This window comes from Kitasatospora sp. NPDC051914 (assembly GCF_040680995.1).
Classification (GTDB): Bacteria; Actinomycetota; Actinomycetes; order Streptomycetales; family Streptomycetaceae; genus Kitasatospora.
Genome location: NZ_JBFAXX010000034.1, coordinates 39,478 through 62,723, shown reverse-complemented (window position 1 = coordinate 62,723; position 23,246 = coordinate 39,478). Strand labels below are relative to the sequence as shown.

General features: G+C 76.4%; 22 protein-coding genes and 1 riboswitch. Of the genes, 6 read left to right on the top strand and 16 right to left on the bottom strand.

Going from position 1 to position 23,246, the window contains the following annotated elements; genetic code table 11:
- Positions 1-18: 18 nt before the first annotated feature.
- The 3 genes from AB0M03_RS22680 to AB0M03_RS22670 form a co-directional block, all read right to left on the bottom strand.
- Positions 19-1,017, bottom strand: coding sequence for a peptidoglycan-binding domain-containing protein (locus AB0M03_RS22680; RefSeq protein WP_363493621.1), 999 nt, complete (start codon positions 1,015-1,017; stop codon positions 19-21).
- Positions 1,018-1,189: 172 nt separating this feature from the next.
- Complete coding sequence (locus AB0M03_RS22675; RefSeq protein ID WP_363493619.1) at positions 1,190-2,089, bottom strand: GNAT family N-acetyltransferase; 900 nt, start codon at positions 2,087-2,089, stop codon at positions 1,190-1,192.
- A 64-nt stretch (positions 2,090-2,153) separates the two neighbouring features.
- Entirely contained in the window at positions 2,154-3,101 is a 948-nt protein-coding gene (locus AB0M03_RS22670) for an AraC family transcriptional regulator (RefSeq protein ID WP_363493617.1), read from the bottom strand.
- A 318-nt stretch (positions 3,102-3,419) separates the two neighbouring features.
- Here AB0M03_RS22670 and AB0M03_RS22665 point away from each other — a divergent pair, with 318 nt between their 5' ends.
- Both AB0M03_RS22665 and AB0M03_RS22660 read left to right on the top strand, forming a co-directional pair.
- Complete coding sequence (locus tag AB0M03_RS22665; protein ID WP_363493615.1) at positions 3,420-3,911, top strand: anthrone oxygenase family protein; 492 nt, start codon at positions 3,420-3,422, stop codon at positions 3,909-3,911.
- 36 nt (positions 3,912-3,947) lie between these two features.
- Entirely contained in the window at positions 3,948-4,280 is a 333-nt protein-coding gene (locus tag AB0M03_RS22660; RefSeq protein WP_363493613.1) for an antibiotic biosynthesis monooxygenase, read from the top strand.
- A 43-nt stretch (positions 4,281-4,323) separates the two neighbouring features.
- Here the strand turns inward: AB0M03_RS22660 and AB0M03_RS22655 are convergent, their stop codons facing one another.
- The 6 genes from AB0M03_RS22655 to AB0M03_RS22630 form a co-directional block, all read right to left on the bottom strand.
- Positions 4,324-5,208 carry an ECF transporter S component gene (locus AB0M03_RS22655; protein ID WP_363493611.1) on the bottom strand — a complete coding sequence of 295 codons (885 nt, stop codon included), beginning with the start codon at positions 5,206-5,208 and terminating at the stop codon, positions 4,324-4,326.
- Complete coding sequence (locus tag AB0M03_RS22650) at positions 5,205-6,815, bottom strand: ATP-binding cassette domain-containing protein (RefSeq protein ID WP_363493609.1); 1,611 nt, start codon at positions 6,813-6,815, stop codon at positions 5,205-5,207. Before AB0M03_RS22650 ends, AB0M03_RS22655 begins: the two co-directional genes overlap by 4 nt.
- Positions 6,812-7,918, bottom strand: a complete 1,107-nt coding sequence (locus AB0M03_RS22645) for an energy-coupling factor transporter transmembrane protein EcfT (RefSeq protein ID WP_363493607.1) — start codon at positions 7,916-7,918, stop codon at positions 6,812-6,814. Before AB0M03_RS22645 ends, AB0M03_RS22650 begins: the two co-directional genes overlap by 4 nt.
- Positions 7,919-7,948: 30 nt before the next feature.
- A complete protein-coding gene (locus AB0M03_RS22640) occupies positions 7,949-8,605 on the bottom strand; it encodes an SCO2322 family protein (RefSeq protein WP_363493605.1) in 657 nt (218 codons plus the stop codon).
- Complete coding sequence (locus tag AB0M03_RS22635; RefSeq protein ID WP_363493603.1) at positions 8,602-9,942, bottom strand: prenyltransferase/squalene oxidase repeat-containing protein; 1,341 nt, start codon at positions 9,940-9,942, stop codon at positions 8,602-8,604. The genes AB0M03_RS22640 and AB0M03_RS22635 overlap by 4 nt, the downstream gene beginning before the upstream one ends.
- A gap of 106 nt (positions 9,943-10,048) precedes the next feature.
- Positions 10,049-10,118, bottom strand: a riboswitch (cobalamin riboswitch).
- 129 nt (positions 10,119-10,247) lie between these two features.
- Positions 10,248-10,844: a TetR family transcriptional regulator gene (locus tag AB0M03_RS22630; protein WP_363493601.1), complete on the bottom strand. Its 597-nt coding sequence runs from the start codon at positions 10,842-10,844 to the stop codon at positions 10,248-10,250.
- A gap of 207 nt (positions 10,845-11,051) precedes the next feature.
- Here AB0M03_RS22630 and AB0M03_RS22625 point away from each other — a divergent pair, with 207 nt between their 5' ends.
- From AB0M03_RS22625 to AB0M03_RS22615, 3 genes are read left to right on the top strand one after another with little or no spacing between them, the layout of a single operon-like run.
- Complete coding sequence (locus tag AB0M03_RS22625) at positions 11,052-12,368, top strand: glycosyltransferase family 4 protein (RefSeq protein ID WP_363493599.1); 1,317 nt, start codon at positions 11,052-11,054, stop codon at positions 12,366-12,368.
- Between the two features lie 49 nt (positions 12,369-12,417).
- A complete protein-coding gene (locus tag AB0M03_RS22620; RefSeq protein WP_363493597.1) occupies positions 12,418-13,152 on the top strand; it encodes a class I SAM-dependent methyltransferase in 735 nt (244 codons plus the stop codon).
- Positions 13,149-14,225: a prenyltransferase gene (locus tag AB0M03_RS22615; RefSeq protein WP_363493595.1), complete on the top strand. Its 1,077-nt coding sequence runs from the start codon at positions 13,149-13,151 to the stop codon at positions 14,223-14,225. Before AB0M03_RS22620 ends, AB0M03_RS22615 begins: the two co-directional genes overlap by 4 nt.
- A gap of 67 nt (positions 14,226-14,292) precedes the next feature.
- Here AB0M03_RS22615 and AB0M03_RS22610 read toward each other — a convergent pair whose 3' ends face one another.
- The 4 genes from AB0M03_RS22610 to AB0M03_RS22595 all read right to left on the bottom strand — a co-directional run bounded on the left by AB0M03_RS22610 (position 14,293) and on the right by AB0M03_RS22595 (position 18,578).
- Positions 14,293-15,171, bottom strand: a complete 879-nt coding sequence (locus AB0M03_RS22610) for a hypothetical protein (protein ID WP_363493593.1) — start codon at positions 15,169-15,171, stop codon at positions 14,293-14,295.
- Positions 15,172-15,549: 378 nt separating this feature from the next.
- Positions 15,550-16,497 carry an N-acetylmuramoyl-L-alanine amidase gene (locus tag AB0M03_RS22605; protein ID WP_363493591.1) on the bottom strand — a complete coding sequence of 316 codons (948 nt, stop codon included), beginning with the start codon at positions 16,495-16,497 and terminating at the stop codon, positions 15,550-15,552.
- A 7-nt stretch (positions 16,498-16,504) separates the two neighbouring features.
- Entirely contained in the window at positions 16,505-17,728 is a 1,224-nt protein-coding gene (locus tag AB0M03_RS22600) for a hypothetical protein (RefSeq protein ID WP_363493589.1), read from the bottom strand.
- A 181-nt stretch (positions 17,729-17,909) separates the two neighbouring features.
- Positions 17,910-18,578, bottom strand: coding sequence for a class I SAM-dependent methyltransferase (locus AB0M03_RS22595; protein WP_363493587.1), 669 nt, complete (start codon positions 18,576-18,578; stop codon positions 17,910-17,912).
- A gap of 188 nt (positions 18,579-18,766) precedes the next feature.
- Here AB0M03_RS22595 and AB0M03_RS22590 point away from each other — a divergent pair, with 188 nt between their 5' ends.
- Complete coding sequence (locus AB0M03_RS22590; protein ID WP_363493585.1) at positions 18,767-19,846, top strand: alcohol dehydrogenase catalytic domain-containing protein; 1,080 nt, start codon at positions 18,767-18,769, stop codon at positions 19,844-19,846.
- 78 nt (positions 19,847-19,924) lie between these two features.
- Here AB0M03_RS22590 and AB0M03_RS22585 read toward each other — a convergent pair whose 3' ends face one another.
- The 3 genes from AB0M03_RS22585 to AB0M03_RS22575 form a co-directional block, all read right to left on the bottom strand.
- Positions 19,925-20,080 carry a hypothetical protein gene (locus tag AB0M03_RS22585; protein WP_363493583.1) on the bottom strand — a complete coding sequence of 52 codons (156 nt, stop codon included), beginning with the start codon at positions 20,078-20,080 and terminating at the stop codon, positions 19,925-19,927.
- A 228-nt stretch (positions 20,081-20,308) separates the two neighbouring features.
- Positions 20,309-22,249, bottom strand: a complete 1,941-nt coding sequence (locus tag AB0M03_RS22580) for an alpha/beta fold hydrolase (protein ID WP_363493581.1) — start codon at positions 22,247-22,249, stop codon at positions 20,309-20,311.
- A gap of 54 nt (positions 22,250-22,303) precedes the next feature.
- Complete coding sequence (locus AB0M03_RS22575; protein ID WP_363493579.1) at positions 22,304-23,224, bottom strand: hypothetical protein; 921 nt, start codon at positions 23,222-23,224, stop codon at positions 22,304-22,306.
- Positions 23,225-23,246 lie beyond the last annotated feature (22 nt).

Genomic DNA, 23,246 nt, shown 5'->3' with positions numbered 1-23,246 from the left:
GCCCCGGAGGGCGGCCGGTCAGCAGTTGGGGTCGGCCGCCTCCTTCTCCAGGGCGGCGCGGGTCTTGGGGCCGTACAGGGTGCCGTTGCGCTCGTCGCCCTTGATCCGGGCGTCGCGCTGGAACTCGCTCAGGATCCACTGCGTCCAGGAGTCGAAGTTCCCCGTCGCGAACCAGACGTTGAGGCTGCCGCAGGAGGTGGTGATCAGCAGCTGCTGCATCGCCCGGACGTCGGCGCCCGAGTCGCCGGGCTTCAGCACCCGCACGCCCGAGGCGCTCGGTGCGGCGGAGGACGACGTACTGCCGGTCGGCGCACCGGACCCGGCGGGGCTGAGCGCCACCGCGGGCTCCCGGCTGGCCTGCGCCGTGCTGCGGCCCGGCGAGGCGGACGCCTTGCGGGAGGCGGACGAGGAGGCGCTGGCGGTCGGCCCGGGCTGCTCCAGGTCCGGCGGCAGGGCGTCCACGGTGCCGTTGGGGGAGGGCAGCGCCTGGTCGACGTTGCTCGGCTCGGAGGCGGGGGCCAGCGCCAGCGCCAGGCCCGCGCCGACGGCCGCGATCCCGAGCCCGGCGGCGATGACGACGGTGCGGCGGCGGCCCGAGGTGAGCCGGTCCTGCTCGCGCCGGTCGGCCCGCCCGCCCGGGCGCTGCTGCGGGGTCCCGTGGAAGTCGAAGACGCCCAGGTCGCCACCGGGGCCGACGGGGCCGCCGGGAGAGGCCGGACGGCCGTCCGGGGCGGGCCGCTGCTGCGGCACGGCTGGCGGCGGGGCGGCCGGCGGCGGGGGCACGACGACGGCCGGCACCGGCGGCATCAGCGTGGTCGCGAACGGGTCGGCAGTCGGCCCGGCCGCCGCGTGGCCGTAGCCGTGGCCGTGGCCGGCCGAGACGTACGGTCTGACCAGCGGCGGGCCCTCCACATGGGGCAGGACGGCGGTCTCGGCGGCATCCGGGGACGAGGAGGCGCATGCGCAGCCGACGGCCGTCCGGACCGTCCCGCACAGCGGGCAGAGCTCTCCCGGCATCGGCCGGTCCTCCTCGGTCGGTGTGACGAACGCGCCCGATTATGCAGGAGGTTGCACGGAGACGACAGGGAGGTCCCGTGTTGGAGGGCGACCTTGTCCTATTTCATGGCGAAACGGTCGCGATGAACGGTCGGTGACGGCCCGCCGTCCTCCCGGTGCGCCACTGCTGCGCCTACGGAGTGCCGCTGACGTCCCGCGACCGGCGCTCCTCCAGCACCGTGTACCCGGCGCTGGTGTAGAGGCCCATCGCCACCTCGTTGCCGCCGAACACGTTGAACAGCAGCGCACGGTCACCGGCCGCCAGGACGGCCTGCTCGCCGACCGCCATCGCGGCCCGGCCGAACCCCCGCCCCCGGTGCTCCGGCAGCACGTCCAGCGAGTACCCGAAGGTGACGCCGGGCAGGAAGCCGTGCTTCAGCCAGCCCGTCCCGACCGTCTCGCCGCCCGCCTCCAGCACCAGGAACGCATTGCCCTCGGTGTCCATCCCGCGGGGCAGCAGCCGGGAGAAGTCCGCCGCCGACTTGGCCCGGGCCTCCTGCTCCGTGTGCGCACCCGCCCGGACCATGTCCGCGACGTACGCCGCGTCCTGCTGCGCCCGCCACGCCGGGTACTCCTCCGCGGTCATCGGACGCGCCGTTACGCCGAGGTCGGTCGCCGCGGCGGCGACCGTCTTGACCCGGGCCTGTCCGCGCACCGCATAGCCCTCGAACAGCGGGTCCGGCGCGGCCAGCAGCACCTCGACCCGGTGGCCGCCGCGCTCCGCGCACCACCGCTCGGCCCAGTGCAGCGCCGCGGGCCGCAGTCCCTCCCGGCCCGGCTCCGTCCACAGCTCGCCGATCCGCCCCACCGGGCTGCCGTTGCGGTCGTCCAGGCCCACCGCCACGAAGCCCACCGTCCGGCCGTCCTCGGTGATCCCGGCGACCGTCCAGCCCCCCGTCCGCCCGCCGGCCTCCGCGGCCAGCTGCTCGGCGGCGGCCGGCTCCAGCCCGCCGGCACGGTAGGAGTCGGTCAGGCGCCGCTGATAGCCGGGCAGCCAGGTCGAACGGTCGGGGAGCGGGATGATGTCGGCCATCCGCGCACCCTAGGACGCACCCGGAGGGACACTCCACCGGTTTTGTCCGGCCACCGCGGCCGAATCAGGCCGTGCCGTACTCCCGGTGCTGCTGCGGGCTGACCCCGCGGACCCGCTTGAACGCGCTGCTCAGTGCGAACGGACTGCCGTACCCCACCCTGCGGGCCACCGCCGCCAGCGTGGCCTCCGGCTCGCGCAGCAGATCGGCCGCCAGGTCCAGCCGCCAGCCCGTCAGGTACGCCATCGGCGGCTCCCCGACCAGCTCGGTGAAGCGCCGCGCCAGCGCCGCCCGCGACACCCCGGCCTCCGCGGCCAGCGAGGCCACCGTCCACGGCTCGGCCGGCCGGCCGTGCAGCAGCCGCAGCGCCCGGCCCACCACCGGGTCGCCGTGCGCCAGGTACCAGCGCGGCGCCGCCGCCTCCGGGCGGGCGAACCACTCGCGCAGCACCGTGATCAGCAGCAGGTCCAGCAGCCGGTCGAGCACCACCTCCTGGCCCGGCGCGTCCCGGTCCATCTCCTCGCCGAGCAGCGCGGGCAGCGGCGACGACCAGGCGTCCGCCGGCAGCACCGCGACCGGCGGCAGCGCACGCAGCAGCCGGCCGTTCACCTCGCCGCGCAGCTGGTACGTGCCGCTCAGGAACACCGTCGCCCCGTCCGGCCGGCCGCCCCACGACCGTCCTCCGAGGTCCATCTCCTCGCACAGCGGAGCCCCCGCCGGATCGGTGGAGAACTGCCCCGGGTGGATCACCACCTGCACCGGGCTGTCCGGCCGGTCCGCCACCGTGTACGGCTCGGGGCCGCGCACGATCGCCACGTCCCCCGGCCCCAGTGCGACCGGCTCCGCCGCCTCCGGGACGATCCACGCCGTACCGCGCCCCATGCTGACCACCGTCAGCGGCGCCCCGTCCCGGACGGCCACCGCGAACGGCGGGTCCAGCACCGAACGCAGCAGGAAGGCACCCTGCGCCCGCGGAGCCGCGAGCAGCCCGGCCAGTCCGTCGGCTGCGTCCATGGGGCCAGCCTAGGGCGTGTCTTACGGATCTTGTCGGATCAGCCTGCGGCGCCATGGCACGCGCCTCGCCGCGTTGTCGTCGGTCGCCGATGCTCCGCATGGACTCCCTCCTCCGCCTTGCGATGCACGCACCCTGGCGCCGCAGGCTGATCCGACAAGATCCGTAAGACACGCCCTGGGCCGCGCGGTCGAAGGCGGTGGGGCGGTTCCCTGGACGCGTGCGTATGCGGGCGAGCGGACCGGCCATGGGCGCCGTACCGTTGCGCCGGTTGACTTGACGGTATGACACGGACCACGGGGGACAAGGAGGTGCGACCCATGGCAACCGCACTGCTGGTCGCGGCCACCATCGCGACGGGCCTGATGGCAGGTCTCTTCTACGCCTTCGCCTGCTCGGTGATGCCGGGCCTCGGCCGCAGCGGGGACGGCACCTTCGTCGAGGCGATGCAGCGGATCAACACGGCCATCCTGAACGGCTGGTTCGCCGCCGCCTTCGCGGGCGCACTGATCCTCACCGTCGCCGCCGGCGCCCTGCACCTCGGCGGCGCCGGGCGGCCCGCCCTGCCGTGGATCGCCGCCGCCGCGGTGCTCTACCTGCTGGTGCTGGTGATCACCATGGCCGTCAACGTGCCGCTGAACGACCGGCTCGCGGCGGCCGGCGAACCCGGATCGGTCACCGACCCGGCCGCCGTCCGGGCCGCCTTCGAGCAGGCCTGGGTGCGCTGGAACACCGTCCGCGCGGTGCTCAACACGGCGGCCTTCGGCAGCCTCGCCTGGGCGCTCGTCCTGTCGGGACGCGCCGGGGTCTGACCGCCGCGGCGCGTACGGGTGGTGCAGGATGGAGGCATGTCTGTGGTGAAGATCAACGTGCTGACCGTCCCGGCCGAGATGCGGGAGACCCTGGAGAAGCGGTTCGCCGCGCGTGCCGGGGCGGTGGAGAACTCGGACGGCTTCGAGTGGTTCGAGCTGCTGCGCCCGGTCGAGGGCACCGACCAGTACCTGGTGTACACGCGGTGGCGCGACGAGCAGTCCTTCAAGGCCTGGATGGAGGGGCCGATGCAGGCCGCGCACCGCCAGGGCCCGCCGGCCGCCGAGGGCGAGGCGCCGAAGCGGCCCGCCGCCAGCGACTCGGTGCTGTGGTCCTTCGAGGTGGTGCAGTCCGCCGGGCCGAAGGCCTGACCGGAACCGACCGTGACGGGGTGCGGCCGCCGGCCGCACCCCGTCAGTGTTTCTCGGCGGGCTTCTCGGCGGGGGCTTCCGCAGGCGCCGCGGCCGGGGGTGCGAAGACGACCGGTGCGCCGAAGGCCGCCCGGCGGGTGGTGCGGCGCAGCGCCCGCAGGACGGGCCCGCCGACGGTCAGGCAGAGCACGGCGGTGAGGGCGGCCCGGGGCAGGTCCCAGCCGAGCGAGGTGGTCAGGCAGTACAGCGCGAACCGGGGGAGGTTCGCCGAGAGCGGGTCGCCGGGGACGAAGGCGATGGAGCTCGCCTGCCCGGCGATGTACGGCCAGCCCTGCAGGTTCATCACCGTGCCGTAGCCGACCGCGGCCACCGCCCCGTACCCGGCGAGCATCAGGTGTTCGCCGCGGCCGCGGAGGGCGGCCGCTCCCGGCAGCAGCCCGGCGCCCAGGCACACCCAGCCCATGGCGAGCATCTGGAACGGCAGCCAGGGCCCCACCCCGCCGGTGAGCAGTGCCGAGGCGAACATCGACACCGCGCCGAGCACGAAGCCGAAGCCGGGCCCGAGCACCCGCCCGGCCAGCACCATCAGGAAGAACATCGGCTCCAGGCCGGCCGTGCCCGCGCCCAGCGGCCGCAGGGCGGCACCCGCCGCGGCGAGCACGCCGAGCAGGGCGACCGCCTTGGCGTCCAGCCCGGGGGCGCCGCCGCCGGCCTCGCGGCCCTCGGAGATCTGGGCGACCACCACGGCCAGCAGCAGCGGCAGCAGCAGCGCGAACAGCCAGGGGGCGTCGGCGGAGTGGCCGACCAGGTCGGAGCCGGGGGAGGCGAGCAGCGGCCAGCCGAAAGCGGCGACGCCGATCGCCGAGAGCAGGGCGAGCGCGGGCGCGGAACGCCGTCCGAGCGGTGCGGGCCCGGCCGGGGCGGTCACAGCGGCTCCCCGAGCGCCTCGGTGATCTGATTGAGTGTCAGCCATGGTTCAGGTGTGAGGACTTTGGCGATCTGCGGGGCGAACGCCGGTGCAGCAGTGACGACTTCGGCGGTCGGCCCGTCGGCGACCGCCTCGCCCTCGGCCAGTACCACGGTGCGGTGGGCGAGTTCGGCGGCGAGCTCGACGTCGTGGGTGGCCAGCAGGACGGCGTGCCCGCTCCCGGCGAGGCCGCGCAGCACGCCGACCAACCGGGCCTTGGCGGCGTAGTCCAGGCCGCGGGTGGGCTCGTCGAGCAGGATCACCGGCGGCGCGGCGGTGAGCACCACGGCCAGGGCCAGGGTGAGCCGCTGCCCCTCGGAGAGGTCGCGCGGGTGCCGGTCGTCGGCCAGGCCGGGCAGCAGTTCGGCGACCAGGGCCCGGCAGGTGCCTGCGGGGGCACCGGCGTCCTTGTCGGCGGAGGCGCACTCGGCGCCGACGCTCTCGGTGCACAGCAGGTCGCGGGGCTCCTGCGGGACGAGCCCGATCTTCCGGACGAGTTCGGCGGGCCGGGCCTTGTGCGGGACGAGACCGCCGACCTTCACGCTGCCGCCGGACGGGGCGTGCAGGCCGACCAGGCTGCCCAGCAGGGTGGACTTGCCGGCGCCGTTGCGGCCCATCAGCGCGGTGGTCTCGCCGCTGCGCAGCACCAGGTCGACCCCGCGCAGCGCGGGCACGGGGCCCCGCTTCACCACCAGCCGGTCGACGGACGCCAGCACTTCGCCGTCGGGTGCCGGAGCTGTCGGCGGCGTGTGCTCCGCCAGCCGCGCGCGGAGCCCGGCCGCGCGGCGGCGGGCGTCGCGGACGGAGAGCGGCAGCGGTGACCAGCCGGCGGCCCGGCCGAGGGCGACCACCGGCGGGTGGACGGGGGAGTGCGCCATGATCCCGGCCGGGTCGCCCAGTTGCGGGGCGAGGCCGGGGCCGGGCAGCAGCAGCACCTGGTCGGCGTACTGGACGACGCGTTCCAGCCGGTGCTCGGCCATCAGCACGGTGGTGCCGAGGTCGTGGACGAGTCGCTGCAGCACCGCGAGCACCTCCTCGGCGGCGCCCGGGTCGAGCGCGGAGGTGGGTTCGTCCAGCACCAGCACCCGGGGGTGGACGGTGAGCACCGAGCCGATCGCCACCCGCTGCTGCTGGCCGCCGGAGAGCGAGGTGAGGGCGCGGTCGCGCAGGTCGGCGAGGCCGAGCAGGTCGAGGGTCTCCTCGACGCGGCGCCGCATCACGTCCGGGGCGAGGCCCAGCGACTCCATGCCGTAGGCGAGTTCGTCCTCGACGGTGTCGGTGACGAAGTGCGCGAGCGGGTCCTGGCCGACGGTGCCGACCACGTCGGCGAGGTCGCGCGGGCGGTGGGTGCGGGTGTCGCGGCCGGCGACGGTGACCCGGCCGTGCAGGGTGCCGCCGGTGAAGTGCGGGACGAGCCCGCTGACCGTGCCCAGCAGGGTGGACTTGCCGGAGCCCGACGGGCCGACCAGCAGGCAGAGTTCGCCCTCAGGGACGGTCAGGTCGACGCCGGTCAGGGCGGGCCCGGCGGCGTCGGCGTAGGTCACCGACACCTGCTCGAAGGTGATCACGAGCTCCTCCTGGGCGGGGTGGGGGCGGCCACCGCCGGCACCAGGCCGAGCAGGACGGCGGCCGCGGCGGGCAGCGGAAGGGCGGGGAGCTCCGGCGGCACCACCGAGGGCTCGAAGGCGGCCGGGTACTGCCCGGCGCACCAGACGGTGAGCGCGGCGACGGCGACGCCCGAGCCGGCCACCAGCCATTCGCGCAGCGCCCACGGGTCGGGCCGGTAGCGGGTGCGGACGGTGCGGCGGCCGCCGAGCACCAGCCCGGCCCCGGCCGCGGCCAGCCCGAGCAGCAGCACCGGCAGTGCCCAGCCGCTGCCGGCGGCGCCGAGCAGCCCGTACAGCGCCGCGCAGATGCCGAGCAGGCCGAGCAGGGTGAGGGCGGCGGTGGCCCGGGCGAGGCGGCGCGGCACGTCGGCGGTGCGGCCGAAGCCGCGGGTGTCCATCGCGGCGGCGAGCGCGACCGAGCGCTCCAGCGCACCCTCCAGCACCGGGAGCCCGACGCTCAGCAGGGCGGCGATGCCGCGGTCCTCGCGGCCGCGCAGCCGGCGGGCGGCCCGCAGCCGCCGGACGTCGGCGACCAGGTTCGGGGCGAAGGTCATCGCCACCACCGCGGCCAGCCCGGCCTCGTACAGGGCACCGGGCAGCGCGCGCAGCAGCCTGGTGGGGGAGGCGAGCGCATTGGCGGCGCCCACACAGACCAGCAGGACGGCCAGCTTCAGCCCCTCGTACAGGGCGAACAGCAGGCCCTCCAGGGTGATCGCACCGCCCACCCGGACGCCCTGCGCCCACTGCGGCAGCGGCAGTTGCGGCAGGGTGAGCAGCACATGGGTGCCCTGCACGGGGGAGCCGAGCAGCACCGTGAACGCCATCCGGATGCCCAGCACCAGCAGGCCGAGCCGCAGGAACGCCCCGTAGGAGCGGGCCCACGGCTCGTCGCCGCGGCGGGCCGCGACCACGTAGCCGGCGACCGCGGCGATCAGCAGGAGCAGCAGCGGATTGGTGGTGCGGGAGGCCGCGGCCGCGAGGCCGAGCGCCCACAGCCACCAGGCGCCGGGGTGCAGGTGGCGCGGGCCGACGGCGGGGCGTACGGCGGTGCGGGGTCGTGGCATGGCGTGGTCTCCGGGCAGCCTGGGCGGTCGTCAGCGGCGGTGGCGGACCTGCCACCAGGCGCCGGCGCCGAGCAGCACGACGAGGAGCCCGCCGAGCACCGGGCCGAGCAGGCCGTGGTCGGACGAGCCGTCGGCCGCGGCGCCGGACTCCCCGGCGGGGGCGTCGGCCAGGGCCTCGCCGCAGCCTGCCCTCGGGTAGCCGGCGATCGCGCACAGCATGCCCGCGCTGTCGTAGCGCAGCGGCGGCGCGACGGCGGCCAGCACCTCCGCGGAGGTGGCGGCGGTCGGGACGGAGGCGCAGGCCGTACGGGCCGCGGGCGGGGTGCCCGCGCCCTTCGGGGCGTCCGCGGGGGTGCCGAAGTCGAGCACCACGGCGACCCGCTTACGCCCGGCCCCGGCCGGGGTGGCCGCGCACAGCGCCGCGAAGTCGCCGGCGGCGCCGGGGCGCGCGGCGTCCTTGCCGCCGTCGGGGCTCAGCGCGAACCGCCAGCCGTCGACCGAGCCGTCCGCCGGCACGTACACGGCCGGGCCCTGCTGCTGGTAGGTCCAGGCGCCGCCGCTCCACTTCCAGAACGACCAGTAGCGGTAGTCCGCGGCCTGCGCGGGTGCCGCGGCCGACACCAGGACGAGGAGGGCTGCCGGGACGGCGGCGAGCAGGGCCGCCGCCCGGCGCAGCGCGCTGGTCACTGCTGCCCGTCGTCCTTCGCCGGGGTGTCCGTCGATGCGGCCGCGGCGGCCTGCCGACGGCGGTTCAGGCTGATGGCCAGCCCGCCGCCGATGCCGACCACCAGGCCGGTGCCGACCAGCCAGATCGGCGAGAAGCCGCCGTTGTCCTCGCCGTCGGTGATGCCGGAGCCGGGGGCCGCGGTGCCGTCCGGGTTGGCGGACGCCGCGGAGGCCGCGGCGGAGGGCACCGAGGCGGCCTTCGGGCCGGCGTCCAGCAGCAGCTGGACGAGGTTGGTGCCGCCGAAGTTGTAGGGGTCGAGCTTGGCGGCCTGGGCGACCAGCAGCAGGGTCGCGGCGGCGGCCGCGTCGGTGCCGTTCTTGCCCTTGGCGGCCCAGGTGTAGCCGTTGCCGGCCAGCCAGTCCGCGGCGGCGGCGGCCTGGTGCGGATGGCCGGCCTTCACCAGCGACAGCACCGCCCAGGAAGTGGCGTTCAGGTCCGGGGCGGGCTCGGCGCCGGGGGTGGTCAGCATCAGGTGCTGGCCGTTGGCGTTCAGCTGCGACACCAGGTACGCGGAGGCGGCCTCGGCGGACTGCGCGCGCGGCACGGCGGTCGCGGCGCCGCCCTGGGCGCACGGCAGGGCGACCGGGGCGGAGTCCACCCGGTCCGTGGTGGTCACCGGCAGCGCCCCGCCGGCCGCGGCCAGCGCCGCCTGCGCGGAGGCCAGGCCGTTGGCCTTGGCGTCGGCGGCCGGCTGGTAGACGAAGCCGCCGCGCTCGGCGGCGGTGGCGGCGCAGCCGAGCTGGAAGGAGGCGAGGCCGTCCCAGGCCGTCCGGCCGGCCTTGGCGACCTTCGCCGGGTCGGCGTGCGCGGCGGCCAGCGCGTTGAGGGCCAGGCCGGTGGAGTTGGCGTCGCCCGGGTTGCCCGGGTTGTAGGACCAGGTGCCGTCCGCGTTCTGGTTCGCCTTCAGCCAGTCGACGCCCTTGGTGACCGCGTCCTGGTGCCCGCCGAGCACGGTGAGCGCCTGCACGGCGACGGCGGTGGCGTTGCTGTCCTCGGTCTTCGGGTCGCAGGCCGCCGCGGTGTCCGCCCGGAACGACGGCCAGCCGCCGTCCGCGCACTGCTGCCCGGTCAGCCAGTCGACGGCGGCCGGAGCCGGGACGACCTTCGCGGAGGCCAGCGCGGTCAGTGCCAGCGCCTGGCGCCACACGCCGTCGTAGGTGGGGTCGCCCTTGCCGTACAGCGCGGCGGGCGGCGTGACCGGGGACGGCGCCGGGGTGTCGGCCAGGGCGGGGGCGGCGGCGCCGGCCAGCAGCAGGCCGGCCAGCGCGGTGGCGCCCAGGCGGGCGGCGGTGAGCATGTGAGGGTGAGCCTTTCGGTGAGCGGTGCAGCAGCCCGGCGGGGCTGCCCGTAGACCTCGACGGAACCGGGCGTGCCACGCCCGGCCGGCCGCTCGCCCCGGCCCCGGGCAGTCCGGCTCGCCCGCCGGGCGGGCTCACGGTTGCGGGTCAGCGCCGGATTCGCACCGGCTTCCCCCGGGAGGGGCGGATGGAGTTGTCGTGCGCCCCGACTCTAACGGGCGACCGTCCGGGGACTGCGGCCGCTCCGGTGGAACGTGTTCCAGTTCCGGCCGGGGACACCCCGAAGAACGGCCCGGTACCCCCGCTAGCCCTCCACGGTGAGCAGCCGTGCCGCCGCGTGCAGGTCGCTGCGGACCTCCGCCAGTGAGCTGCGCCCGGACAGCCAGCTCAGCAGCGTCGCGTGCCAGGTGTGGCCGACCACCCGCAGGGCGGCCCGCTGCTCCGCCGTCGGCGGCCCCGGCAGCCGGGCCGCCGCCAGGACGATCTCCGACGTCAGTTCGGCCACCGCGTCGACCTCGCGCCCCGCCGAGCGGTCCGCGAAGGACAGCGCCCGCACCATCGCCTCCGCCAGCCGCGGGTCCCGCTGCAGTGCGTGGAAGGCCAGCGTCAGCGTCTCCGCGACCCGTCCCGCCGGGTCGGCGGCCGTCGGCGGATGCCTCCTCACCTGCTCCTTCAGCCCGCGCAACTGCTCCTCCATCACCGCCACGAGCAGGTGCACCTTGGACGGGAAGTAGCGGTAGAGCGTGCCCAGCGCGACCTGCGCGCCCTCGGCGACGTCCCGCATCTGGACGGCCTCCCAGCCGCCCCGGGAGGCCAGCGCGGTCGCGGCGCGCAGGATCGCACGGCGGCGCTCCGCCTGGCGCTGGGAGAGCCGGCGGTCGGCAGTGCTGGACGCGGTCAACGGAGCCCCCAGGGCGTTGACGGAACGAGACCGGGCACGTGGCGTGAATCACCTTCCCTGGCTCAAGCCGTGAAGCTACGGGCCGGTATCTTCGAGGTCTCTCGTCGTCCACCTGCCCGACGACGAGGAGCCACTTCGCCATGAAACGTGATCTACTTTAACCGCTGCGGCCGCCGGTGCCGGGTTGAGTAGGGATAAGGGGCCAGCATGACCGCGCTGCCGCGACCGCTGCGGATCGCCCTCCTGTCCTACCGCGGCGACCCGTTCTGCGGTGGCCAGGGCGTCTACGTCCGCCACCTCTCGCGCGAGCTGGCCCGGCTCGGCCACCACGTGGACGTGATCGGCGCGCAGCCCTTCCCCGTCCTCGACGAGGTCGAGGGCCCCGGCTCCGTCCGGCTCGTCGAGCTGCCCAGCCTCGACCTGTACCGCAGCGACGACCCCTTCCGCACCCCCGCCCTCGCCGAGTACCGCGGCCCGGTCGACGTGCTGGAGTTCCTCACCATGCGCACCGGCGGCTTCCCCGAGCCGCTCACCTTCTCGCTGCGCGCCCGGCAGTTCCTCGCCCGGCACAAGGGCCGCTACGACGTCGTCCACGACAACCAGACCCTCGGCTACGGCCTGCTCGGCCTGGAGCGGCACGGCTTCCCGCTGGTCACCACCGTGCACCACCCGATCACCGTCGACCGGAGGCTCGAACTGGAGGCCGCGGCCACTGCCGTCAAGCGGCTCTCGCTGCGCCGCTGGTACGCCTTCACCCGGATGCAGAAGCGGGTCGCCCGGCGCCTGGAGCACGTCATCACCGTCTCCTCGAGCTCCGCCGCCGAGATCGTCGAGCACCTCGGGGTCGCCGCCGGCGCCGTCTCCGTGGTGCCGATCGGCGCCGACACCCGGCTCTGGTCGCCCGACCCGTCGGTGGCGACCGTGCCCGGACGGATCGTCACCACCTCCTCCGCCGACGTGCCGCTCAAGGGGCTCGTCCACCTCGTCGAGGCGCTCGCCAAGGTCCGCACCGAGCGCGAGGCCCACCTGGTGGTCGTCGGCAAGCCGCAGAAGGAGGAGGGGCCGGTCGCCGACGCGGTGCGCCGCTTCGGCCTGGAGAAGCACATCGACTTCCGGACCGGGCTGACCGACCGGGAACTCGTCGACCTGTACCGCTCCGCCGAGGTCGCCTGCGTGCCCTCGCTGTACGAGGGCTTCTCGCTGCCCGCCGCCGAGGCGATGGCCACCGGCACCCCGCTGGTCGCCACCACCGGCGGCGCCATCCCCGAGGTCGCCGGAGCCGACGGCGAGACCTGCCTCGCCGTACCGCCCGCCGACGCCGGCGCGCTCGCCGCCGCCCTCGGCCGCCTGCTCGACGACCCGGCCCTGCGAGAACGCCTCGGCACCGACGGCCGCGAGCGGGTGCTGGCCAACTTCACCTGGCAGCGCGCCGCCGAATTCACCGCCGAGCGCTACCGCGCCGCCGTCGCCACCGGGGCCGGGCAGCGCGCCCGCGCCGGGCACGGCTGGCGCTACGTCGCCTGACGCTTCGCCATCCTCCTTCAGTACAGCAGCAACGAATGGGAGCCCCGCAGTGCTGACCGTCGATTTCTCCCGCTTCCCGCTCGCCCCCGGCGACCGGGTGCTCGACCTGGGCTGCGGCGGGGGCCGGCACGCCTTCGAGGCCTACCGGCGCGGCGCGAACGTCGTCGCCCTGGACCAGAACGGCGACGAGATCGCCGAGGTCCGCAAGTGGTTCGCGGCGATGGAGCAGGCCGGCGAGGCCCCCGCGGGCTCCTCCGCGGTGGCCATGGAGGGCGACGCGCTCAACCTGCCCTTCGACGACGACACCTTCGACCGGATCATCATCTCCGAGGTGATGGAGCACATCCCGGACGACAAGGGCGTCCTCGCCGAGATGGTCCGCGTCCTCAAGCCCGGTGGCCTGCTCGCCGTCACCGTGCCCCGGTACCTGCCGGAGAAGATCTGCTGGGCGCTCTCCGACGAGTACCACGAGGTCGAGGGCGGCCACATCCGCATCTACCGCGGCGACGAACTCGTCGACAAGGTCCGCGAGGCCGGCCTGGAGCCCTACGGCACCCACCACGCCCACGCCCTGCACTCGCCGTACTGGTGGATCAAGTGCGCGGTCGGCGTCAACAACGACAAGGCGCTGCCCGTCCGCGCCTACCACCAGCTGCTGGTCTGGGACATCGTCGGCACCCCGGTGATCGGCAAGCTCACCAAGGCCGCCGAGAAGGCGCTCAACCCGGTCATCGGCAAGAGCTTCGTGGTGTACGCCTCCAAGCCGCACCGGGCCGGCAAGTGACCGCGGCCGTCCCCGAGGCGCTGCTGCTCGACGGCGTCCTCGACGCCGAGCAGGCCGTCGCCACCGTCCGCTCGATCCTCGCCGACCAGCAGGCCGACGGCGCGATCCCGTGGTTCCACGGCGGGCACCTCGACCCGTGGGACCACACCGAGGCCGCCATGGCCCTCGACACCGCGGGCGAGCACGCCGCCGCCGAGGCCGCCTACCGCTGGCTCGTCGACCACCAGAACCCGGACGGCTCCTGGTACGCCGGCTACTCCTACGGCCACGGCGGCCCCGACGGCGAGGTCACCAACACCGCCAAGGAGACCAACTTCTGCGCCTACGTCGCCGTCGGCGCCTGGCACCACCACCTGGCCACCGGCGACGACACCTTCCTGGAATGGATCTGGCCCACCGTCCGGCGCGCGCTCGACTTCACCGTCGGACTGCGGCTGCCCGGCGGCCCGATCGCCTGGCGCCAGGACGAGGACGGCACCGCCCCCGACGAGGCCCTGCTCACCGGCTCCTCCTCGATCCTGCACGCCCTGCGGTGCGGTCTCGCCATCGCCGACCACCTCGAAGAGCCCCAGCCCGACTGGGAGTTGGCCGCCGGACGGCTCCGCCACGCGATCGCCCACCACCCGGAGCGGTTCCTCGACAAGGACCGCTACTCGATGGACTGGTACTACCCCGTCCTCGGCACCGCGCTGCGCGGCGACGCCGCCGAGCAGCGGCTCGCCCGCGACTGGGACCGCTTCGTCGTCCCGGAGCTCGGCGTGCGCTGCGTCAGCGACCGGCCCTGGGTCACCGGCGGCGAGAGCGCCGAACTCGCCCTCGCCCTCTGGGCGGTGGGCCAGTCCGACCGCGCGGTGGAGATCCTCCGCTGGATCCAGCACCTGCGGCACACCGACGGCTCCTACTGGACGGGCTACGTCTTCGAGGACGACGCCATCTGGCCCGAGGAGCGCACCACCTGGACGGCCGGCGCCCTGCTGCTCGCCGTCGCGGCCCTCGGCGGGGACCACGCCACCGTCGCCGTCTTCGGCGGCGAGGGCCTGCCCGCCGGCCTGGTCGTCAACGACTGCTGCTGACCCCGGAACGCAACGCCGGAGGGGCGGTACCCGGACCGGGTACCGCCCCTCCGGCGTTGCGTCTCCGTCAGCCGCGCTGGATGCCGGAGGTGTCGTTCAGCAGGCCGTGCGAGCCGTCCGGCAGCTGCGCCACCAGCGCCGCACCGCGCTGCTCGACCGCCAGGTACCAGGTGCCCGGGACGAGCTCGCCGACCGGCGGGCCCGCCGGGTTGTCCTTGCCCACCAGCTGGCGGACGGCCGGCACCGCGAACCAGAACGGCTGGAACGGCGCCGCCGGGGCGGCGTGGGCGTCCTGCACCGGCTGGGGCTGCGGGTGGCCGCCCTGGGCCGCCGGGTAGCCGTAGCCGCCCGGCTGCGGCTCGGCGCCGAACGGCGCCTGCGCGGCGCCCGGCTGGCCGCCGGCCTGCGGGTAGCCGTACTGGCCGGGCTGGCCCGGCTGGCCCGCGCTCTGCGGGAAGCCCTGGAAGGCCTGCGGGGCCGGCGCGGCCGGCTTGTCCGACAGCAGCGGCGCCTGCAGCGCGGGCACCAGCGGGCCCGCGGCCGCGGCACCGGCCAGCACCAGCGCGGCCAGCAGGCCGAGCCAGGCGCCGAAGCCGTGGTCCACGTTCTCGCCGGCGCCGCCGAGCGCCCACAGCGCCGTCCAGAAGTTGGCGACCGCCAGCGCGGTGCCCCACTGGTCCAGGCGCAGGCCGAGCACCTGGCGGGTGGCCGAGGCCTCGCCCTGCAGGCGGTGCACCAGGATCAGCGCGGCCGCGACGATGCCGAGCAGGAACGCCGACGGCAGGATCGGGAAGAGCGCGGCCTTCCAGGCGTTCTGGGTGTCCGAGGTGCACCGGCCGGCGATGCAGAACTCTGCGGACAGGTAGGGCAGGAAGGACGCGATGAAGAGCAGTACGGCCGCACCTGCGACGGCGGCGTCTCCCCGCGTGAGAGCGCGCAGATTCACTAACGTTCCCCTCGTTGGTGTGTCGTGGACTGCGTGTCGGGGCGGTCGGCTGACCGTACGGGATGTCCCCGGACTGCCAAGAGCCTAGGGCCCTGGTCGGGCGCTGTGCACAGCGCCCCGGGTATACCCCCGATTTCGTGGCGAAATCGCCCGTGACTCCAGGTCAGCGCAGGGTACTGTCGCCCCTCACCTCCGGGCCCTCCTGATCCGGTGCCGACGGTCGTCGCTCCGTCGCTGCGCTCCCTCGCTCCTCGCTTTCGGCACCGGCGGGCCCTTCGGCTCGGGGCGGTCTTCGCTCCCTCGCTCCTCGCTTTCGGCACCGGCGGGCCCTTCGGCTCGGGGCGGGTGTCGCCCTCGCGCTCGGGCGGGTGCCCGCCGTCAGGAGCCGGCGGCGAGGAAGGCGGTCACCGCCTCGGCGATGCCCTCGGCGGCCTTCTGTCGCCACTGCGGGTCCGTCATGTGCTGGGCGTCTTCGGAGTGGCGCATGTTCCCGCACTCGATGAACACCTTCGGCACCCGCGACAGGTTGAGGCCGCCCAGGTCCGTGCGGGTGTCCAGGCCCTGCTTGCCGATGTAGTCGGAGTACGCCTGCCCGGTCGCCTGCTGGAACCGGTCGCGCAGCAGCTCGCCGAGCCGGTGCGAGGGGTCGACGATCGCCGTGGTGTCGGCCGGACCGGCGGCCACCTTCCCCGGCATGATCACGTGGAAGCCGTGGGCACCGGCCGGGGCGCCGTCGGCGTGCACCGACACGGCGGCGTCCGCCTTCGCCTCGTTGCCGATCCGGGCCCGTTCGTCGATGCACGGGCCGAACGGCCGGTCGCCGTCCTGGGTGAGCACCACGCTCGCGCCCCGCTGCCGCAGGATCTCCCGGGCCCGGTGCGCCACGTCCAGGGTGAACTGGGCCTCGCTGTATCCCGCGTTCGTCGAGGTGCCGGTGGTGTCGCACTCCTTGCGGGCGTTGCCGATGTCCACCTGCCGGTTGATCTCGGAGGTGTGCTTGGCGTTGCCCGGGTTGTGCCCCGGGTCCAGCAGCACGGTGCGGCCGTTCAGCGGGCCGGAGCCGGTCGGCGCGGACGGGCTCGGCGCCGCCGCCGAGGAGGCCGGGGCCGGCCCGGCGGGCTCCGGGAACGCCGCCGTCGGCTCGGCCGGCGACCCGGCGGCGGACGGCGGTGCGGCGGACGGCCGGGCGCCGTCGGCCAGCGCCTGCCAGCCGAACCAGCCGCCCGCGCAGAGCGCGGGCACCGTGCAGACGAGCACGGCGATGCCGAGGCGGCGGGCGCGGCGGGGGCGCTCGGGGTACTGGGTGTCGCTGGCGGTGCCGGTCACGGGTGGTTCAGATCCTGTCCCAGGTGCGCTCGGTCAGACCGTAGGTCTTCGCGATGGCGTTCCATTTCGCCACGAAGTCCTTCTTGGACTGGGTGGCCTGCGGATTGAGGTCGTTGGCGCGCTTCTTGTCGGCGGTGTTGGGGGCGGTGCTGCCGGAGCAGCCCTGGGCGGCAACAGTACGTGCCCAGGCCGCGTACGCGCGGTCGATGTCCCCGGACGTCTGCCAGGCGGTCTTCAGGGTCTGCGCGGCCTCGGCGCCGCCCGGCAGGTCGCCGAGGTCCAGCTTGCCGAGGTCCGCGACCAGCTTGTCGCGCTGCACGGCCCCGTCGTCGAAGACCTGCGCGGCGCTCTCGACCTCGGACTTGTCGGGGCAGCTGGTCACCTTGGCGACCGCGCTGCCGATCGGCGCCTTGGCGCTCTCCCCGCGGGCCAGCAGCGCGTCCAGTGCCTTGGCCTGGCCCTCCGCCCCGGCACCGGCGCTCGCACTGCCGCTCGGCGAGGCCGCCGCGGACGCGCTGCCCGCCGGCGCGGAGGCGCCGCCACCGGCGCCGCCCTGCGGCGCGGGCAGGGCGGTGCCGGCCGGGGCCGCCGTGGACGGCTTCCTGCCGCTGTCGGAGTTCTGCACCGCCCACACCACGCCGACCCCGATCAGCAGGACCAGCGCCACACCCGCGGCGATCAGCAGCGGCGTCCGGTTGCGGGGCGGCTCCTCCTCGTCGAGGTCCTCGTACGCCGGGGCCGGGGCGCCGAGCGGGCGCGCCGGGGCCTGCGACGGGTCGAAGCCCGGGAACGGCGGGCGGGCGGCACCGTCGAACGGGGCCGCGCCCTGCGGCGGGAAGCCCTGCGGCCGCGGGGGAAAGCCCTGTGCCTGCGCACCGGCCTGCGGCGGGAAACCGGGCGGCGGGACCTGCGGCGGGAAGCCGGGCGGCCCGGAGACGTACGGGCGGGCACCGAGCGGCGGCCCGGCATCGCCGACGCCCCTGGTGGGCACCGGCGGCAGCAGCGCGGTCGACTGCTCGTCCTCCGCCGCGACCCAGCGCGGCGGCACGCCCTGCGGGGGGAAGCCCTGCGCCTGCGGCGGGAAGCCCGACGGCGCGGCCGCCGAGGGTGCGGGAGGAGCAGCCGGGGGCGGGCTGCCCTCGGGCACGGCCCTGCGCCGCACCCAGCCGCCGGCACCGCCGCGCGCGGTCGGGTCCCAGACCGCCGGCGGCGTGTTGTCCTGATCCGTCATTCCCCTGCCCTCGCCCGCTGCGTTGTCGCGTCGTACCCGCCGCGCCGTGCCCCAGCCGTTCGACTGCTGCCGCACACCGTACAGACCGGAGGTACGCCGCGGCACGGCACCCGGCGGGTGCCGCCCGTGTCGTACGACGGAGGAAGGCCCGCGATCGTGCCCGCGGGCCCGTCCGGCCCGGTCAGCGGGCGGTGCGCCGCAGCACCCGCAGCGAACCGGTCACCGAGACCTCCTCGAAGCCCTCGTCCAGGGCCCGCAGGTAGACCCGGTACGGCGCCTGGCCGCCGTCCTCCGGGTCCGGGAAGACGTCGTGCACCACCAGCAGGCCGTCCTCGGCCAGGTGCGGCGCCCAGCCCTCGTAGTCGCCCGTGGCGTGCTCGTCGGTGTGCCCGCCGTCGATGAACACCAGCGCCAGCCGGCCGCCCCACAGCGCGGCGATCTGCGGCGAGCGGCCCACCAGCGCCACCACGTGGTCCTCCAGCCCCGCGTGGAACAGCGTGCGGCGGAACGACGGCAGGGTGTCCATCCGGCCGACCTCCGGGTCGACCAGCGTCGGGTCGTGGTACTCCCAGCCCGGCTGCTGCTCCTCCGAACCGCGGTGGTGGTCCACGGTGAGCGCCACCGTGCCCGTCCGGCGGGCCGCATCGGCCAGCAGCACCGCCGAGCGGCCGCAGTACGTGCCGATCTCCAGCACCGGCAGCCCGGTGCGCTCCGCGGCCTCCACGGCCGCCGCGTACAGCGCCAGCCCCTCGTCCACCGGCATGAAGCCGGTCGCCGACTCGAAGGCCTTCAGCACCTCGGGCCCGGGCACCGGGCGGTCCGTACCGGGCACGTCGTGGCGGTCGGTCATGCTGCTGCTCCCTGCTGGGCCGGACGGAACGGTGCAGGGGACCCTACCCGACGGTACGGACCCGGCCGCCGCCCAGGTCCGAAGGCCGGGTCCGCGGGCCCGGTCGCAGGCCGACGGCCCCGCGCGGCCCGGCCGCCCGTACGCTCGTCGCCGGGAACGGCCGCCACACGAGGGGAACGGGAGCACCCATGCGCGCAGCGATCCTGCACGAGACCGGACAGGACGAGCTGGAGGTCCGCGACGACGTGGAGACGGTCCCGGTCGGGCCGGGAACCGTCCGGGTCCGGCTGCGGGCGGCCGGGCTCTGCCACTCCGACCTGTCCGCGATGAGCGGGGTGCTGCCGCAGCCGGCGCCGTTCGTGCCCGGCCACGAGGGCGCCGGCGAGATCACCGAGGTCGGCGAGGGCGTCACCGGCCTCGCCCCGGGCGACCGCGTGGTGCTCTGCTGGATGCCGCCCTGCGGCAGCTGCCCGCACTGCCGGCACGGCGAGACCCACCTGTGCACCGCCAGCCTCAAGCGGCTGTCCGTGCCCGCCTTCCGTTTCGGGCCCGGCACGCCCGCGTACGGCTTCTACAGCACCGGCAGCTTCGCCGAGGAGACGGTGGTCGCCGCCGACGCCGTCCTGCGGATGCCCGAGGACCTGCCCTTCGAGCTGGCCGCCCTGGTCGGCTGCGGGGTCACCACCGGCTTCGGCGCCGTGGTGAACACGGCGCGCGTCGAGACCGGCTCGACCGTGGCCGTGCTCGGCGCCGGCGGGGTCGGCGCCGCCGCCGTCCAGGCCGCCCGGATCAGCGGCGCCGCCCGGATCACCGTGGTCGACCCGGTCGTCTCCCGCCGCGAGCGGGCACTGGCGCTCGGCGCGACCGACGCGATCGCCCCCGAGGAGCTGAAGGCCGCCGCCAAGGGCCTCGCCCTCGGCGGCTACGACTACGTGGTGGAGGCGGTCGGCCGCTCGGAGACCGTCCGCGCCGGCTACGACGCGGTTCGGCGCGGCGGCGCCGTCGTGGTGGTCGGCGCGGGCGCCCGCGACGACCGGGTCTCCTTCAGCCTCGGCGAGCTGTTCTTCAACGAGAAGCAGGTGCTGTCCTCGCTCTACGGCGGCGGCGACGTCGCCCGCACCGCCGCCACCGTCGTCGACCACTGGCGGGCCGGCCGCCTCGACCTGGCCGCCCTGGTCACCCACCGGGTACCGCTCGCCGACGTGAACGAGGCGATCGCACAGATGCGCAGCGGCGAGGCGCTGCGCACGGTGATCACCCTCGACTGAGGCCGGGCGATGTAGGCCGGGAGAACACACCGGCGGCCCGGGGCGGGTGCCCCGGGCCGCCGGTGAGCGGGCGGACGGTCAGCGGCGGTGCCGGCCGTGCGGGTCGGCGTCGGCGCGGTCGTCCGGGGCCGTCCTGCCGCGGTGGCGTCCGTGCGCGCTGTCCTCGGTCATGGCCTCGTCGGCGCCGGGCGCGGTGCGGTCGTGCTCGGTGGTGTCGGTGAGGGTTTCGGACATCAGGTTCTGTCTTCTCCGTGCGGTGCGGTGCTGCGGATGCAGCGTCGTCTGGACGGGCGCAGGGCGGCAGGCCGCCCGGGGCGTTCGGCACCCGGGCCGGGGCCGCCGCGGCGGCCGCATCGCACAGGAGCCTATCTGGACGGTCACTGCCCGCGCACAGCAGACGCCAATCCCCCCGTCCACGGGCCGGGACACCGGCCGGGGGCGGCCCCCGGGGCGCCGCGGCCGCTACGCCGGGCGGCCCGTCCGGAGGAAGCCGGCCAGCAGTTCGTGCAGGACGGCTGCGCCCTCCTCGGTGAGCAGCTCGTGGCCGGCCCCGGCGGCCTCGACGTAGCGGAAGTCGGAGCCCTCGGCGCGGCCGAGCCGCAGCAGCTCGTGGCGGAGGGTGCGGGACTGCCCGACCGGCACCACCTCGTCCCGGTCGCCGTGCAGGACCAGCAGCGGTGCGGTGATCCGGTCGGCGAGCTGCAGCACGTCCCGCGGGCCGCGGCCGTCGCCGGGTTCGGCGTCCCCGCCGAGCCGCGCGCACATCGCCCGGACGGGCTCCGCGGACTCGGCGAGCAGCCGCGCGCCGGAGAGGAACGGCGCCACCACCGCACACCGGGCCAGGTGCCCGGCAGGGGCGTGGGCGGCGGCGAGCAGGGCGAGGAAGGCGCCGTAGCTCACCCCGAACAGTGCGGGCGGCTCCAGGCCGAGTGCGGCCCGCTGCTCGGCCAGGCCGTCCAGCAGGTGGAGGACGTCGTCGAGGTCGGGACCGCCCCAGGCGCCGTGCACCGCCGCCTCGTGCTCCGGCCCGTAGCCGGTGGAGCCGCGCTGGTTGGGGGCGACCACGGCGGTGCCCTGGGCGGCGATCCGCTGCAGGGCCGGGTCGAACTCCAGCCGCCAGGCGTCGGCCGGGCCGCCGTGCAGCGCCAGCACCAGGTGGGGGGCGGCGAGCCAGCCGTCGCCGCCGTACACCACGGCCTCGACCGTCCCGGCCGGGCCGCCGAGGTGGACGATCCTGGCGCCCTGCCAGTGGCCGCCGTCGCCGGGCTCGGCCGAGCCGTCCACCCGCCAGCCCGGGTGCTCCCCGGTGCCGGCACCGGGCGGCGCCTCCGGCACCGCGCCGGCGGCGAGCGGGGCGAGCTGCAGCGGCAGCGGCGGCGGGACGGCCCCCGGGGCGCCGCCTGCGAGGGAGGCCAGCAAGGTGTCCACGTCGAGGGTGGCCAGCGCGGCCGGGCGGTCCGGTGCCGAGTACGGGATGCGCAGGCCGCCCGCCGACCAGTGGCCGGTCTCGCCGAAGCGGCCGGGCGGGGCGGGCAGCCGGTCGAGCCGGCCGGCCGCGGGTTGCCAGAGGGCGAGCGCGGACGCGGCGCCGTGGTCGAGCTGCAGGACGACCCGCGGCTCCGCCGCGCCGCCGGGGGCGAGCGCGATCGGGCGCAGCAGGGTGCCGGGCAGGTGCAGGCAGTCCGGGAAGCGGACGGGGTCGGTGCCGCCGAGCACGGCCCAGCCGAGCCGGTCGGCTCCCGCGGCGTCGCTGCGGACCATCCCGAAGCCGCTCGCCGGGTCGAACAGCAGCAGCCGGTCGTTGCTGCCCTCGGCGATCTCCAGCAGCGGTGTGACGGCGCCGAGTTCGAGGTCCAGGACGACGGTGCGCACCGATCCGTCGACCACCCTGTCCAGGGCGAGCAGCCGGCCGGCGTCGTCCAGCCAGACGCCGCCGCCGTACAGGCCGGGGAGTTCGGCGGCCGGGGCGGGCGGTGAACCGTCGGCGGCGATCCGCCAGACCGTGGTGACCGGGCGCTGGTCGGTGCCGAGCGCGATCGCGCCGCCGGCCGGTGCGGGCAGCAGCCGCAGGCCGGGCATCCACAGCCGGGCCAGCTGCTGCTCGCGCTCGGCGGCGCCGGGGGAGAGCAGGACGAGGTCGTGGCGCTCGCCGTCGTGGCGGCAGACCAGCACCCGGCCGTCGGGCAGGGCGACCAGCTGCGAGCGGAGGTTCTCGGTGCGGCCGCCGGGCAGGGCCAGCGGGCCGGTCTCGGCGGGGCCGCCGTCGGCGGGCAGTCGCCAGCTCTCCGCGTACCAGCCGCCGTCCGGGCCGGCGGCCAGGCAGGCGGCGTGCGAGCCGTCGGGGGCGAAGGTGAAGCCGAACCGGCGCAGCGCCCGGGCGGCGGTGGGGGCGGCGGTGCTCATCGGCGGCACTCCTGGTCCGTGCGGGGGCGGGGCGTTCGGCGCGGTCGGCAGCGGTCAGGCGCCGGGCGGTGCCGGATCGGCGAGGGCGGCCGCCGCGCGGTCGAGGGACCAGCGGTCGGCGGGTGCCTCGGCGCGCAGGCCGAGGACGAGCGGGGCGAGCCTGCGGGCGGTCTCGCCGCTGCGGGCGGCCAGCGCCAGCCAGCGGCGCAGCCGGGCCTCGGCGGGCAGCGGTGCGGGGGCGGCGGCCCGGGCCTCCGGGAACTCCTCGGCGAGCAGCGGGTCGTGGCCGGCGGCCAGCAGGAACAGCAGCCCGCCGAGCGCGTGCCGGTCGTCGCCGTACCCGCCGCGGCGCAGCACCGCGGCCCCGGCCGCCGGGGCCGGGTACGGCTGCGGACCGGCGAGCCACAGGGCGCCGTCCGGCCGGACGCGCACCTGGGCGGGGGAGAGGTCGCGCAGCGCGAGCCCCAGCCCGTGCACCCGTGCGAGCAGCTCGACGAGGTCGCGGGCGACCGGTCGGGCCGCGGGCCAGGCGACCCCGGGATCGCCGTCGCGGCGCAGCCGGTCGAGGACCCAGCGGCCCAGCGGCAGCCCGGCGGAGCCCGCCGGCAGGCCAGGTGGTGCGGCCAGCCCGGCACGGGTCAGGCGGGCGGATAACCGCTCCCGTTCGCCGGCCGGCCGGCCGGCCGACCCCCTCCCCTCGAAGGGGTCGACCGCTGACGCGGAGAAATCCCGTGCACCACCGGGGAGTTCGCCCTCTGCCGGCCTGCGTCGCACCGCGGTGCGGTACGCCGTTGCGGACGGCCGGGCGCTGCGCCGGGGGCTCTCGACGGCGGCCGCCCGGCCGCCCTCGCCTCCCCGCCCCTGCGCACCGGCCGCGGCCGTCCGCACGACCTCCAGTGCGGTGCCGTCCGCATCCGGCCCCTCACCGACCGGCCCCGCCACCGAGGCCGAACGCAGCGGTGTGCCCGCCCCCATCGCTTCACACCCCTTCGTGTCG